At 74.8% G+C, this 14,082-nt stretch carries 10 protein-coding genes; 3 read left to right on the top strand and 7 right to left on the bottom strand.

What is annotated here, in order from left to right; all coding sequences use genetic code 11:
• Positions 1-5: 5 nt before the first annotated feature.
• The 4 genes from lipB to ACFWOG_RS00910 form a co-directional block, all read right to left on the bottom strand.
• Positions 6-776 carry a lipoyl(octanoyl) transferase LipB gene (lipB, locus tag ACFWOG_RS00925; RefSeq protein ID WP_380353498.1) on the bottom strand — a complete coding sequence of 257 codons (771 nt, stop codon included), beginning with the start codon at positions 774-776 and terminating at the stop codon, positions 6-8.
• Positions 777-954: 178 nt separating this feature from the next.
• Complete coding sequence (locus tag ACFWOG_RS00920) at positions 955-2,934, bottom strand: GAF domain-containing protein (protein WP_329949917.1); 1,980 nt, start codon at positions 2,932-2,934, stop codon at positions 955-957.
• Positions 2,935-3,124: 190 nt separating this feature from the next.
• The gene (locus tag ACFWOG_RS00915; protein ID WP_380353473.1) at positions 3,125-4,525 is read right to left on the bottom strand and encodes an MFS transporter; all 1,401 of its coding nucleotides are present in this window, start codon (positions 4,523-4,525) and stop codon (positions 3,125-3,127) included.
• Positions 4,526-4,848: 323 nt separating this feature from the next.
• Positions 4,849-5,610 (bottom strand): 3-hydroxybutyrate dehydrogenase, encoded by a 762-nt coding sequence (locus ACFWOG_RS00910; RefSeq protein ID WP_380353471.1) that lies wholly within the window; start codon positions 5,608-5,610, stop codon positions 4,849-4,851.
• A 309-nt stretch (positions 5,611-5,919) separates the two neighbouring features.
• Between ACFWOG_RS00910 and ACFWOG_RS00905 the strand changes: the two genes are divergently transcribed.
• On the top strand, positions 5,920-7,872 hold the full coding sequence (locus ACFWOG_RS00905; RefSeq protein WP_380353469.1) for a regulator: 1,953 nt from the start codon (positions 5,920-5,922) through the stop codon (positions 7,870-7,872).
• Between the two features lie 51 nt (positions 7,873-7,923).
• Here ACFWOG_RS00905 and ACFWOG_RS00900 read toward each other — a convergent pair whose 3' ends face one another.
• The 3 genes from ACFWOG_RS00900 to ACFWOG_RS00890 form a co-directional block, all read right to left on the bottom strand.
• Positions 7,924-9,156: a cation:proton antiporter gene (locus ACFWOG_RS00900; RefSeq protein WP_329949902.1), complete on the bottom strand. Its 1,233-nt coding sequence runs from the start codon at positions 9,154-9,156 to the stop codon at positions 7,924-7,926.
• A gap of 116 nt (positions 9,157-9,272) precedes the next feature.
• On the bottom strand, positions 9,273-10,604 hold the full coding sequence (locus ACFWOG_RS00895) for an NAD(P)/FAD-dependent oxidoreductase (RefSeq protein ID WP_380353466.1): 1,332 nt from the start codon (positions 10,602-10,604) through the stop codon (positions 9,273-9,275).
• 530 nt (positions 10,605-11,134) lie between these two features.
• Entirely contained in the window at positions 11,135-12,040 is a 906-nt protein-coding gene (locus ACFWOG_RS00890; protein WP_380353463.1) for a TIGR01777 family oxidoreductase, read from the bottom strand.
• Between the two features lie 172 nt (positions 12,041-12,212).
• On the opposite strand from ACFWOG_RS00890, the gene ACFWOG_RS00885 reads away from it, so the two are divergent.
• Both ACFWOG_RS00885 and ACFWOG_RS00880 read left to right on the top strand, forming a co-directional pair.
• Complete coding sequence (locus ACFWOG_RS00885) at positions 12,213-12,713, top strand: GNAT family N-acetyltransferase (RefSeq protein WP_380353460.1); 501 nt, start codon at positions 12,213-12,215, stop codon at positions 12,711-12,713.
• Between the two features lie 229 nt (positions 12,714-12,942).
• Positions 12,943-14,049: a DUF2510 domain-containing protein gene (locus ACFWOG_RS00880; protein ID WP_380353457.1), complete on the top strand. Its 1,107-nt coding sequence runs from the start codon at positions 12,943-12,945 to the stop codon at positions 14,047-14,049.
• The last annotated feature ends 33 nt before the right edge of the window (positions 14,050-14,082 follow it).

The raw sequence follows: 14,082 nt of genomic DNA, 5'->3' as shown, positions 1-14,082 counted from the left end.
GGAGCTCAGTGGCGGAGTGCCGGCTCCGGGAGTTCCGCGAGCACCTCGGCCAGGTGCTTCTCGACCAGCGGCAACGCTTCGGCGACCGGGAGGTCCCGTCCCAGCTCACCGGCCAGCGAGGCGACGCCGGCGTCCCGGATGCCGCACGGCACGATCTTGTCGAACCAGGTCATGTCCGGGTCGCAGTTGAGCGCGAAGCCGTGCATGGTCACCCCGCGCGCGACCCGGACGCCGATCGCGGCGAGCTTGCGGTCGTCGCCGCGCTGCCCGGCGTTGGAGGGCGCGTACTCGGGGCCGGCGAGGCGCGGGTCGATGCCCAGCGGCAGGCCCATCCGCAGCGTGAGTTTGCCGATGTCCACCACCTGCGACGGGTCCACCACCGCGTCCGGGATGCTGTCGCCCAGCACCCAGACGCCGCTGCGGCCCTCGATCCGGGTGGTCTCCACGCCGAACGCGCCGCAGGCGCGGATCAGGGCCTCCTCCAGCCGGCGCACGTACGCGATCACGTCGATCGGATCGGGCAGCTTCACGATCGGGTAGCCGACCAGCTGGCCCGGGCCGTGCCAGGTGATCTCGCCGCCCCGGTTGACCTCGACCACCGGGGTGCCGTCCAGCGGCAGGTCGGCGGGGTTGGTGCGCTTGCCCATGGTGTACACCGGCGGGTGCTCCAGCAGCAGCACCGTGTCCGGGATCTCGTCCGCGACCCGCAGGGCGTGCAGCCGCTGCTGCTCCTCCCAGGCCTCCTGGTAGGGCACGGAGCCCTCGCCTATGCCCATCCGCACGAAACGTACGTTCTCGCTCACCAACTGCTCCTTGCCAGGCGTTCGAGACCAACCTGGCCACTGTACGCCCGCCCGCCGAGGGGCCGTCCAGGTGCCTGCGGCCGTGCTCGCCCCCCGTGCTCGCCCCCGTCCCGCGCCCGGCCCGCGACCCGGTCGCCGCCGTCGTGGCCGCTCAGGTGTCCGAGAGCAGCTGCAGCCGGAGGGCCAGCTGGAGCTCCAGCGAGCGCTCGGGGTGGTTCCAGTCCCGTCCGAGCAGCACTTCGACCCGGTCCAGCCTCTGCACCACCGTGTTCACGTGGACGTGCAGCTCGTCCTTGGCCCGGGTGAGGCTGCCGCCGCAGTCGAAGTAGGCGCGCAGGGTGCGGACCAGCTCGGTGCCGCGCCGGCCGTCGTAGTCCAGCAGCGGGCCGAGCGTCGCCCGGACGAAGCCGTCCACGTCGTGGCCGTCGCCGAGCAGGACGCCGAGGAAGCCGAGCGCCCGGGCCGAGGCGCCGTCCCCGGCCCGGCCCAGGACCCGCAGTGCCCGCACGCAGCGCAGGCCCTCGGCGTGGGCGGCGGCGAGCGCCACCGGTCCGGCGGCGGGGCGGCCGGCGCCCACGGTGACCGGGAACCCGGCCAGCCGGGCGAGCCGCTCGGCGGCCTGCTCGGCCGCCCGCAGGGCGGCGTCCCCGCCCTCGTCGGCGCCGTCGGGGACGAGCAGCACCACCGCCTCGCCGTGCTCCGCGCTGATCCCCCTGGAGCCGAACAGGTACCGTCCGGCCGCGCCGGCCAGCCGGGAGCGGTCGCCGGCGGCGGTGGAGGCCGCGCCCGCCGCCGTGGTTCCACCGGCCGGTTCGGCCGGTTCGGCGACCAGGACCAGGTGCGGTCGGCCGAGGTCCACGCCGAGCCGCCGGCCGCGCGCGGTCAGCCCGGCCGGGTCCCGCTCGGGGGCGGTGAGCAGGTCCGTCAGCAGTTCGCCGCGGACCCGGTTCTCCGTCTCGGCGACCGAACGGCGCAGCAGCAGGAGCAGCGCGGTCACCACACCGGCCCGCTCGAACAGCCGCCGGTCGGCGTCGTCGAGGTCCGGGCGACCGCGCAGCACCAGGGTGCCGAGCTGCTCCTGGCCGGCCAGTACCGCGCAGACCCAGGCGTCGCCGTGCGGGACCGAGCGGCCCTCGGCGCGGGACGCGGCGGCGGCTTCGGCGAGCCCGGCTCCGGGCCCGGACCGTCCGGCCAGCGGCTCGCCCTCGGCGTCCAGGACCGTTATCCCGCCGCCGAGGAGGGCGGCCACGGCGGCCGCCACGTCCGGCACCTCGGCACCGCGCAGGACCAGGTCGGTCAGCCGGTCGTGGCCCTGCTCGGCGCGCTGGACGGCGTCGGAGTGGGCGCGGATCAGCGCGTTGGCGGTGTTCAGCTCGGCGAGCGCGGCCCGGGTGTCGGCCAGCGACTTGGCGGTGTCCAGGGCGATCGCGGCGTGTGCGGCCAGGGTGCAGAGCAGCGCGACCTCGTCGGGGGAGAAGGTGCGCGGCGAGCGGTCGGCGGCGAACAGGACGCCGATGACCCGGCCGCCGAGCAGCAGCGGCACTCCGATGATCGCCACCAGGCCCTCGTCCAGGACGCCCGCGTCGATGGTGCCGGTGTGGTGGAACCGGTCGTCGGCGCGGTAGTCGGGGGAGGCGTACGGGCGGGCGGTCTGTGCGACCAGCCCGCCGAGTCCGTCGCCGAGGCTGAGCCGCAGGGTCTGGAAGAGGACGGACACCGAGCCGTCGGTGACCCGCATGTAGGTGTCGCCGGCGGCCTCGTCCGGGAGGGTCAGGTAGGCGGTGTCGGTGCCGAGCAGCATGCGGGCCCGGCGGACGATGGCCTGCAGCACGGTGTCGAGGTCCCGGGAGGCGGCGAGGTCCCCGGCGGTGTCGAAGAGGGCGGTCAGCTCGGCCTCGCGGCGACGGTGCTGACGCAGCGTCCGGTGCACGCGCAGCGCCTGCCAGGTGGCCTCGTCGATCTCGTCCAGGACGGCGGCCGGCGCACCCCGGCGGCGGGCTTCGGCGAGCACGTCGGTGAAGTCCTCGGTGGCGGCGCCGGAGGCGAGCAGGTCGAGGAGCTTCCGGAGCGCCGGCGCCGAGCCGGGCTGAAGGTCGTTCGCGGCGAGGTCGTTCGTGGCGCGGTCGTTGATGGCGCGGTCGTTGATGGCGCGGTCGTTGATGGCGCGGTCGTTCACGGGTGCGGCCGCCAATCGGCAGTGGGTCTCAAGCCCTGGGGAGGGAAGCGCGATCGTAGCTGGTCAGCCCGGGTGCCCGCGGGCGGCCTGCGCTCGCCCGTCGTGAGCGCAGGCCGCCGTACGTACCGTCAGGCCGCCCGTGGTGTCAGGCGGTTGCCGGCTTTGCCGCCGTCGCCGTCCCCTGTCCGGCCTCCGCCGCCGCGTCCCCCGACGTCTCCTCCTCCGCCTCCGCCAGGTCGTGCCCCCGCGTCTCCCGTCCGCAGAGCACGGCCAGCACGGTGATCACGGCGGCGATCGCCACGTACACCGAGATCGGGGTGGAGCTCCCGTGGTCCTTCAGCAGCGCGGTGGCGATCAGCGGGGCGGGCGCGCCCGCCGCGACCGAGGCGAACTGGGCGCCGATCGAGGCGCCCGAGTAGCGCATCCGGGTGGCGAACAGCTCGGAGAAGAAGGCGGCCTGGGGCGCGTACATCGCGCTGTGGAAGACCAGTCCGACGGTCACCGCCAGCAGGAGCGAGCTGAAGGATCTGGTGTCGACCAGTCCGAAGAAGACGAACGCCCAGGCGCCGACGCCCACCGCGCCGACCAGGTACACCGGTTTGCGCCCGACCCGGTCGGAGAGCGCCCCGAAGACCGGGATCAGGGCGAACTGGATCGCCGAGGCGATCAGCACGGCGTTGAGCGCGGTCTGCTTCGGCAGGTGGACGTGGTTGACGGCGTAGGCGAGGACGAACGTGGTCATGACGTAGTACGAGATGTTCTCCGCCATCCGGGCGCCCATCGCCACCAGCACCTCCCGCCAGTGGTGTCGCAACACCGCCACCAGCGGCGTCTGTTCGGGCTTCCCCAGGGCCGTCTCGCGCGCCTCGGCCCGGGCCAGGGCCTGCTTGAACAGCGGCGACTCGTCCACCGCCAGCCGGATCCACAGCCCGACGCCGACCAGCACCGCCGACAGCAGGAACGGCACCCGCCAGCCCCAGGAGAGGAAGGCCTCCTCCGACTGCACGGTGGTCAGCAGCGACAGGACGCCGGCCGCCAGTAGGTTCCCGGCCGGTGCGCCGCTCTGCGGCCAGGACGCCCAGAACCCGCGCCGCCGGGCGTCGCCGTGCTCCGACACCAGCAGCACCGCGCCGCCCCACTCGCCGCCGAGCGCGAACCCCTGCACCAGCCGCAGCACGGTGAGCAGGACCGGCGCCGTCGCCCCGATCGAGTCGTACGTCGGCAGACAGCCGATCAGGGTGGTCGACCCGCCCATCAGCAGCAGGCTCACCACGAGCAGCTTCTTCCGCCCCACCCGGTCCCCGAAGTGCCCGAACACCAGGGCCCCGAGCGGCCGGGCCGCGAACCCGATGGCGTAGGTGAGGAAGGAGAGCAGCGTGCCGGTCAGCGGATCGCTGTTCGGGAAGAACAGCTTCCCGAACACCAGCGCCGCCGCCGTTCCGTACAGGAAGTAGTCGTACCACTCGATCGTCGTTCCTATGAGGCTGGCGGCCACGACTCGTGGCAGTGAACCTCTCGTGTCCTTCGGGGCGTCGGCGCTGCTCATGGTCACCACTTCCGGCTGGGGGACGGTGTTGCCACAAGGTAGGAACTCCCTTGCCCGGATCCTATGGTGGAGGCCGATACATCAATGGGCGGCGATATGGGCGAGGGGGCCATAGGCCCCGGAGGGTGGGACGCCCGACCGCGCGGTTGACGCGGTAGTCGCGATGCCCCGACGAGCCGGCGGGGCCGCCGGCGAGTGGTTGCGACCACGGCACCTGCGCGGTGCTCCGACCGGGGATCTCCGGGCACTTGCCGCTGCGGACGCCGAGCAGCCGACGGTCCTCGGCCCCGGCCCGCTTCTGCTCTCCGGTCTTCGCCGCGCGGTCAACGGGCGGTCCAGCCGCCGTCGATCGGGAGGCTGGCGCCGGTGACGTAGGAGGCGTGCGGGGAGCAGAGCCAGAGGACCAGCCGGGCGACCTCGTCGGGTTCGATCAGGCGCTTGACGGCGGTGCGGTCGAGCATGATCCGTTCCACCACCTCGTCCTCGGGGATGCCGTGGGCGAGTGCCTGGTCGGCGATCTGACGCTCCACCAGGGGGGTCCGGACGTAGCCCGGGTTGACGCAGTTGCTGGTGACGCCGTACGGCGCGCCCTCCAGCGCCACCGTCTTGCTCAGCCCCTCCAGCGCGTGCTTGGCGGTCACGTAGGCGGACTTGAAGGCGCTGGCCCGCAGGCCGTGGACGGAGGAGACGTTGACCACCCGCCCCCACTCCCGCGCGTACATGTGCGGGAGGGTCCGGCGCAGGATCCGGAACGGCGCCTCGACCATCACCCGCTGGATCAGCAGGAACCGGTCGACCGGGAACTCGTGCAAGGGTGCGACGTGTTGGAGGCCCGCGTTGTTGACCACGATGTCGGCGTCGGCCGGCAGCGCCTCCACCGCCTCCGGGTCGGAGAGGTCGGCGACGTGGGCGACGCCGCCGATCCGCTCGGCGAGCCGGCGGGCGGGCTCGGCGGCGACGTCGACGACGTAGACCCGGGCGCCGGCCGCGGCGAGGGCTTCGGCGCAGGCGCGGCCGATGCCCGAGGCGGCCCCGGTGACCAGGGCGGTGCGGCCGTCGAGCGGGCGGTCTGAAGTGGTGTCCATGGCCCAGAACGGTAGGAATTCGGCGGCTTCCCTCCTATGTGGCGAACCCCTACAGCATCAGGGTGAACTGTGGTGATCACCGTCATGACGGTCCATCGGCGGGAGGAGTCGTGAAAGCCAAACCGATCGCTGGGCGTCTTCCCCACAATGGGCGCGGATGCTTCACCCGTTCGGAGGATTGCTCGGTCAGAACCACCCATAGCGCCCGAATGCTCGCTACATTCACGCCGATTCCCGACAGGGGGCGTCGCCACAGGCAGCCGAACCGCTGGTGGAGCCGGTGCGGCGTCCGAGAGGTGTTGACTGACTATGCCCCAAAGGCCTGTAACCGACAGCCCGGCGTACGGACCGCTCGACCCGCTCGACCAGCACCGAGGTCCGGTCGGCCGGGCCCTTCCGGACGCCCCCGACACCCCGACCGCCGACGAGCTGCGGCTTCCCGTCCAGGCCACGCCCGACCGGCACCCGACCGCGCTCGCCACCGCCGACGAGCCGCCCCGGCCGGCCCAGGTCGACCCCGCGGGCGGCCGTCCGGCGGGCCGGACGGGAGGTCAGTCGGGCGGCCACTCCGGGTCGGCCACGCAGAACCTCCAACTGGCCGCCCTGATCGAGGAGGCGGGCTTCTCGCACGCCGGGCTGGCCCGCCGGGTCGACCAGCTCGGCCTGGAGCACGGCCTGGACCTGCGGTACGACAAGACCTCGGTCACCCGCTGGCTCCGCGGCCAGCAGCCGCGCGGCGCCACCCCGGCACTGATCGCCGAGGTGTTCACCCGCCGGCTCGGCCGCCGCCTCACCGCCCAGGACCTCGGCCTGGACGCCTGCGCCCCGGTCTACGCGGGCCTGGAGTTCGCCGAGACGCCGCAGGAGGCGGTGGACATCGTGGCGAGCATGTGGCGCAAGGACAACGGCCCGCAGTCGGAGCTGCGCCGGATCGCCTTCACCCCGGCCGGGCTGGTCGTGCCGAGCCGGGACTGGCTGATCGGCCGGACCGACGAGCGGGTCGCGCGGGACGGCTCCACCCTGGCCAGGCCCGATCCTGGCAGTGGCGCGCCGTCCGCCGGACCACCCGGCCCGGGTGCGCCCGGCGGCTCCGCCGCGCCTCCGGCCCGCGGCTCCGCCCCGGGCACCTCCGGCACGCCCGGAACGGGCCTCGGCCGGGCTGCGACCCCGGCCGGATCGGCCACCGGAGCGGCTCCGGCCGCCGCGGGCACGCCCGCCGGGGCGACTGCGGGGCCCGCCTCCGGGGCGGCCGCCGGCACGACCGCGCTCGGCCGGGTGCCGACCCAGAGCCGGCGTCCGCCCATCGCCGTCGAGCCGCCGTACCACGACCCGGCCCGCGAGCCCCGCCCGGCGCTGCGGGTCGGCCGGGGGGACATCGCGGCCATCCGCGCCGTCGGCGACCTCTTCCGCGCGCTGGACCACGCCTACGGCGGCGGCCACGCCCGCCAGGCGCTGGTGCGCTACCTGGAGAGCGAGGCCGAGCCGATGCTGCGGGGCCGCTACGGCGAGCAGATCGGCCGCGCGCTGTTCGGTGCCGTCGCGGACCTCACCCGACTGGCCGGGTGGACGTCCTTCGACATCGCCGCGCACGGCCTCGCCCAGCGCTACTTCGTCCAGGCCCTGCGGCTCTCCCAGGCCGCCGGCGACCGCGCGCTCGGCGGGTACGTCCTGGTGACGATGAGCCAGCAGGCCGTGCACCTCGGCCACGGCCGGGAGGCCGTCCAGCTGGCCAGGGTCGCCCAGCAGGGCGTCGGCGGAGCCGTGCCGCCCACGGTGCAGGCGCTGCTGCACGCCGCCGAGGCGCGTGGGCACGGCCTGCTCGGCGACGTCCGCTCCTGCACCACCGCGCTGGTCCGCGCCGAGCGGTCGCTGGCCGCGGCCCGGGCGGGCGACGAACTGCCCTCCTGGGCCCGGTTCTTCGACGAGGCCCAGCTCTCCGACGAGTTCGCCCACTGCTACCGGGACCTCCAGCAGTGGCGGACGGCCGCCCAGCACGCCGAGAAGTCGCTGCGGCTGCGTTCGCCCGCCTACGCCCGGAGCCGGATCTTCTGCCGGCTGGTGCTGGCCACCGCCCGGCTCGGGATGGGCGACCTCGACGAGGCCTGCGGCATGGCCACCGACGCGCTGCGGGCGGCGGGGGAGATGCGCTCGGCCCGCTCGCTGGAGTACGTGCGGGACTTCCACCGCCGGCTCACCCCGTACCGGGGCAGCCCGGTGGCCCGGGCGTTCGAGGAGACCGTGCGCCAGGCGGGGGTGATCTGATCGGCATACGCCCGAGCCCCGGGCGGCGGAGCGCCTACCGGTTCTCGGTGTTCACCAGCTCTCGGCGTTCACCCGTGGCCGGTCGCCCTCGCCGGCGGCCGGCGGGCGGACGTCCCCGCGAAGTCGCTGGGCGGTGAGCGGGAAGCACAGCACCGAGAGCATCCCCGCGCCGACCAGTGCGGCGGCCGTGGAGGACGGCAGGTGCCCAGAGTCGACCTCAATGGTGGTGATGACCACGACCAGTGGCAGCGCCGTCGCGCCGTACAGCCCGAGCGCCACCCGGTCGCGCCGTCCGAGCCCGACCGGGGCGATCAGCGCCGCGGGCAGCCCGCGCACGGCCAGCAGCAGGGCCAGGAAGAGCGGGACGAGCAGCAGCGTGCCCGGATCGTCCAGCAGCGCCGAGAGGTCGAAGTTCATCCCGCTCACGACGAAGAACACCGGGACGAGGAAGCCGAAGCCGATGCCCTCCAGCTTGGCCTCGATCACCTCGCCCTCGGCCTCCGGGACGTCGGACAGCAGCAGCCGGGAGACGATGCCGGCGGTGAACGCGCCGAGCAGCATGTCGAGGTCCAGCCAGAGCGCGGCCGCGACCATGGTCGCGAGCGCGAGGATCACGGTACGGACGGCGAACTGGCCGGAGGTGCGCAGCGTGCGCCGGATCAGCCGGGTCATCCGGACCGGCCGGGCGCGCCGGGCGTAGCCGATCGCGACGGCGGTGATCACCGCGAAGGCGGCCAGGATGACGGCGGTCCTGGCCGGGGTGTTGCCGCTGAGCAGGACGGCGATGGCGATGATCGGCCCGAACTCGCCGACCGCGCCGGTGGCCATCACCAGCGAGCCGAACGGGGTGGGCAGCTCCCCGGAGTCGCGCAGGATCGGCAGGATGGTGCCCAGTGCCGTGGTGGTCAGAGCCAGCCCGGTGAAGGCGCCGTCCAGTGGGTCGGGGTTGACGAGCGCCCCGACGCCGAGCGCGGCCACCAGGGTGACCAGCCACGCGGTGCCCGCCTGCCGGAGCGGGCCGCCGCGCAGCTTGGCGAAGTCGATCTCGTACCCGGCCAGGAACATCAGCATGGCCAGACCGAGCTGGGAGAGCGCGTCGACGAAGTCGTCGGTGCGCACCCAGCCCAGGACGTCCGGGCCGATCAGGACGCCGAGCACGATCTCGAACACCACGGTGGGGACGGCGATCCACCGCAGCAGCCGGTCGGCGAGCAGCGGCGCGGCCACCGCGGCGGCCGGGACCAGGATCAGCGCGAGCGGTTGGACCTCAGGCCCGGCGCTCACCGGGCGTCCGGTGGAGGGGGAGGAACCATCCGATCAGCGGTCATATCGGCATACTGGCACGCGGCCGGGCCCCTCTCCGGCAGCCCGGCCGCGTGCCGGTGACGGCAACGGGCCCGTCAGGCCGCCGCCTCCGCCTCCCGCACGGCCAGCGGCAGCCCGAGGTCACGGACCACGGCCTCGGCGGCCCGGCGCCCGGACACCAGCGCGCCCTGCACGCTGCTGGTGTCGCGGTGGTCGCCGCAGACGTACAGCCCGGCCAGCAGCCGGACCGGCCGCCGGGTGTTGTGCGGCGGGGGCATGGCCGGTACGGCGTCCGGGAGGTGCCGCACGCTCAGGAACTGCCAGCCCGCCACCGGTGTCCCGTACAGCTCCGCCAACCGTCCGCGGACCGCGGGTTCCAGCGCGGCCGGCCCGCCGGCGTCGAAGCTGCGGCGGCCGAGCACGGTCGTGGCGATCAGCGCCTGCCCGGCCGGCGCGTACGACGGGTGCAGCTCGCTGAGCACCAGCGAGTGCGAGACCAGCGACTGCTGACCGTTCGGGCGGTCCCCGTCCAGGAGGAGGACCGCCTCGCCGAGCGGGCTCCGGTCGGCCGCGTGGTAGAAGGTGGTGACGGGGTGGAAGCCGGGCAGCCGCAGGCCCGGCAGCAGGCCGGTGGCGGACCGGGGGTCGGTGGCGACGACCACGGCCTGGGCGTTGATCCGCCCGTGCCCGACGGTCTCCACGCCGTCGGCCGCTATCGAGGTGACCCGTACGCCGGTGCGTACGGTGCCGGCGGGGAGGACGGCGGCCAGTTGGGTCGGCACGGCCGCGATCCCGCCGGCGGGCAGACAGAGCCGGCCGCGCGCGTAGCAGCGGAGCACCAGGTCGGCGACCCGGCTGCTGGTGCCGAGGGCCGGGTCGCTGAGCAGGGCGCCGAGCAGCGGTCGCAGGAGGCCGTCGACGGTCCGCGGGGCGAGCCCGCGGTCGGCGAGAGCCCGGGCGGCAGTGGTCTCGGGTCGGGCCTTGAGGCGGGCGGCGGGGGTCGCCGCCAGCCGGTTGAGCCAGCTGCCGAGCCGCGCCTTGTCCAGCGGACTGCCCAGTGGGGCCCGGGCGGCGGCCTGCCGGGCGGTGGTCAGTTGTGGGTCCCCGACCCGGTACCGGCGCCCGGCGCTGTGCACGAGGACGCCGGGGGCGAGCGGGCGCAGTTCGAGGCGGTCGAGGTCGAGCACACGACGCGGCTCGGGGAAGGCGGTGTTCAGCAGGTGGCTTCCGTGGTCGAGCCGGAATCCGTCCAGCTCGTGGGTGGCTGCTCGGCCGCCGATCCGGTCCGAGGCCTCGAGGACCTGGACGGTCAGGCCGTGGCCGGTGAGGACGCGGGCGGCGGCCAGGCCCGCGAGTCCGGCTCCGACCACAACGACGTCCGGATCGGACTGCCGGCGGGTGCGGCGAATGAAGTCATACGTGGGCACGGGTGGCTCCCTCCCTGGTCCCGGGGTTTCGGGCCGGCGCAGGTAGCGGGGTGCTGGGACACGGTCCGACGATGTGATGCCCAGTCAGTGTGAGGGTCAGACAGGCGCATCGGGCCCGATCCGAAGCCGGGAAGAGGAGTGACAGCATCCGGTGGGGGCTCGGTCACGGACTGTGATTCGATCCGGGTGGGATTCCGGCCCGGCGGGCGCGCACGGTCACCAGGGGCGCGCAACGCGCCCGCAGCGTGCTCCCGTGCGCCCCCTCACGGAGCCCCGCCCGGACTGCGTCGGGCATATGCCCATGGCCAGGGCGGACGTCGTACGGCGCCTACGCGGTGGTGGGAGGACCGCGCGTCGGCGCCGCGGCGGTCGTCGAACCCGTCGCGTCCGCCGACCCCGGTCGGCCCGCTGCGCCCGGCCGCCGCCTCCCGGCCCGCCGCCCGCCCCCGGCGCCCTGTCCGGCGGCCCGTCGCCCGCAGCCCCCGCTCCCGGCGCCGTACGCCCCGCCCCGTTCCCGCCGCGCCGTCGGGTCAGAGGGCCGCCCGCACCGCCGAATCCACGTCGGGGTGCCGGAACCGGAAGCCCGCGTCCAGCAGCCTCCGCGGCACCACCCGGTGGCTGCCGACCACTTCGACCGCCAGCTCGCCCAGCACGGCGTCCAGGAGTGCCTTGGGCACCGGGAACGGCGTCGGCCGGTGCAGCTCCCGGCCGAGCGCCGCCGTCAGCTCGGCATTGGTCACCGGCTCCGGGGCGGTGAGGTTGAACGCGCCGCTCAGGTCCTCCCGGTCGATCAGGAACCGCAGCGCCGCGACCTCGTCGGCCAGGGAGATGAAGCTCCAGTACTGCCGGCCGTCGCCGAGCCGCCCGCCGAGGCCGAGCCGGAACAGCGGGAAGAGCCGCCCGCCCGCGCCGCCGTCCGCCGAGAGCACCAGCCCGGTCCGCGGGTGCACCACCCGGACCCCGGCCCGCTCGGCCGCTCCGGCGGCGGCCTCCCACTCGACACAGACCTCGGCCAGGAAGTCGTCCCCGGCGGGCGACTCCTCGTCGATCACCCGGTCCCCGGTCTGTCCGTAGAAGCCGACCGCCGACGCGCTGAGGAGGACCCGCGGCGGCTCGGCGAGCCCGGCCACCGCGGCGGCCAGCGTCTCGGTGCCGAGCACCCTGCTCTCCCGGATCTCCCGCTTGTAGGCGTCGGTCCAGCGCCGGTCGCCGACCCCGGCGCCGGCCAGGTGCACGACGGCCTCCACCCCGGCGAGCCCGGCCCGGTCGACCTGACCCAGCAGCGGGTTCCAGCCGATGGCGGTGGTGCCGTCCGGTCGAGGGCCGGTTTTCGAGCGGTGCCTGACCAGCCGTACCACCTCGTGGCCGTCCGTCAGCAGCGAGTCGACGAGTGCCGAGCCGATCAGTCCCGTGGATCCTGTGACCGCGATTCTCATGCGGACATCCTCGCAGCCGGGACCTCGCAGACCCGGGCGCTGCTGGCCGGAGCGTCGCCGGCCGGGGCGCGGCCCGTCCGGACGTCACGTCCGGACGTCGCGCCCGGACGTCGAGGCACCCCACCCGGAAATTCCGTGTACGCCCGGGAACCCGCTGATTAGCATGACGCGCATGCGCGAAGCCGACGATCTGATCATCCGTCCCGCTCAGGCCGAGGACGAGAAGGAGCTCTCCGCCCTCAACCGTGCGGCGTGGACCTGGCTGGCCGACGTCGCTCCACGGCCCGACGAGGGTGCGGACGTGTTCGACGAGCGCCACAGCCCGGACCAGTTCCTGCTCGCCGTGCTCGGTGACCGCCTCGTCGGCTACGTCCGGGTCGTCCCGCCCACTCCGCTGGCCAGCAACGCGCACGTGCGCCAGATCCAGGGCCTCGCGGTCGACGCCGGGGCCCGGGGCCGCGGCGTCGGCGTCGCGCTGGTCGAGGCCGCCTGCGCCGCGGCCCGCGAGCAGGGCGCCCGCCGGCTCACCCTGCGCGTGCTCGGCCACAACGCTCCGGCGCGCAGCCTCTACGAGCGCTGCGGCTTCGTCGTCGAGGGCTCGATGGCCGAGGAGTTCCTGATCGACGGCCGGTACGTCGACGACATCCTCATGGCCCGCACCCTCACGGCCTGACCCCGCGCCCCCGCGCCCGGCCCCGACCTCTCGGCCCGACCCCGGCCCTCCGCGGGGCGGAACGGCCCGGCGGCGGGGCCGCCCGCCCAGGGCCGCCCCGCCCCCGAACCCGCTTCCGCCGCCCCACCAGGCGCGTTACCGGCGAGTCGTCAGATCCGGACGCGGGTGGTGCAGAGTCGTGACAGACCCGGCCTGTCTGGACCGTCACCCGGACGGGTACGGTACGGCCGTGAGCAACTCGACGCCTCCGGGGTGGTACCCGGTACCGGGTGCGGACGGCACGGCCGGTCATGAGCGCTGGTGGGACGGCAACGCCTGGACCAGCGAGGTGCGGCCCGTCCAGGCGGGCGGCGGTCAGATTGCCGACGCCCCGACACAGGTCTCCTGGCAGAACCCGGCGCAGGCCTCCGCGCCCCCCTCCTACGGTTACGGTGCGGCGCAGCAGGGGCAGCCCGGGTACGGCTACCCGACGCAGAACCCGCCCTCCTACGGCTATCCGCAGGCCGCCTACACTCCCCAGCCCCAGTCGAACCGGATGAAGACCGGCACGGCCGTGGCCATCGTGGTCGGGGTGCTGGCCGTGGTCGGTGTGGTGGCCGCCATCGCGCTCAACAGCGGCGGCGGCACCCCGACGGCCGGTCCGACCACCCCGGTGGCGACCGTGACCGTCACGGACACCCCGAGCCCCACGGCCACCCGCACCCCGACCCCGACCCCGACCCCGACTCCGACCCCGACCCGGGGAACCACGCCCACGACGACCGCGCGCCCGGCGCCGGCGGTCAAGGACACCGTGGCCGACCCTCAGCACGCCATCACGGTGCCGGTCTTCGAAGGCTGGGACGCGACGACGGACGGCGCGCACTCGACGGTCTTCCTCGGCAGCGGCCGGTACACCTGCCCCGGCGGGGGATCCTGCATCCGCGGTCAGTTCTCGGTCGAGAAGGACACCGTCTCGGGCGCCTCGGCCCGGGCGGCGGCCGAGGCCGCGATGCCCACCTACGCTGCGGCGATCTTCAGCAACATCTCGTCGCACACCGACGCCGGTTCGTCCAGCACGACGGTCGCGGGCATCTCCGGCTACGCGGTGCGCTGGCACATCGTCACGGCGGACGGCAGCAAGGGCTACGTCCTGATGGTGGCGGTGCCGGCCAAGGGCGGGGGCTACGTGGCCTTCGAGGGCGGGGTCGACGACGCCGCGGGCGCGCCCGACCCCACCGTGCTGGACCAGATCCTCAAGGGCATCAAGCAGGACACCGGCGCGGGGGGGGGGGCCCCCACCCGACCCCCCCCCCCCGGGGGCCCTGCCCCGCCCCCCCCCCCCCCCCGGGCATAAAAAAAAAAAAAAACCCCCCAAACAAATTAAAAA

Origin of the sequence: Kitasatospora sp. NPDC058406 (genome assembly GCF_042722765.1) — a bacterium.
Classification (GTDB): domain Bacteria; phylum Actinomycetota; class Actinomycetes; order Streptomycetales; family Streptomycetaceae; genus Kitasatospora.
The sequence above is the reverse complement of the archived record's forward strand: the minus strand, read 5'-3'. Positions and strand labels throughout refer to the sequence as shown.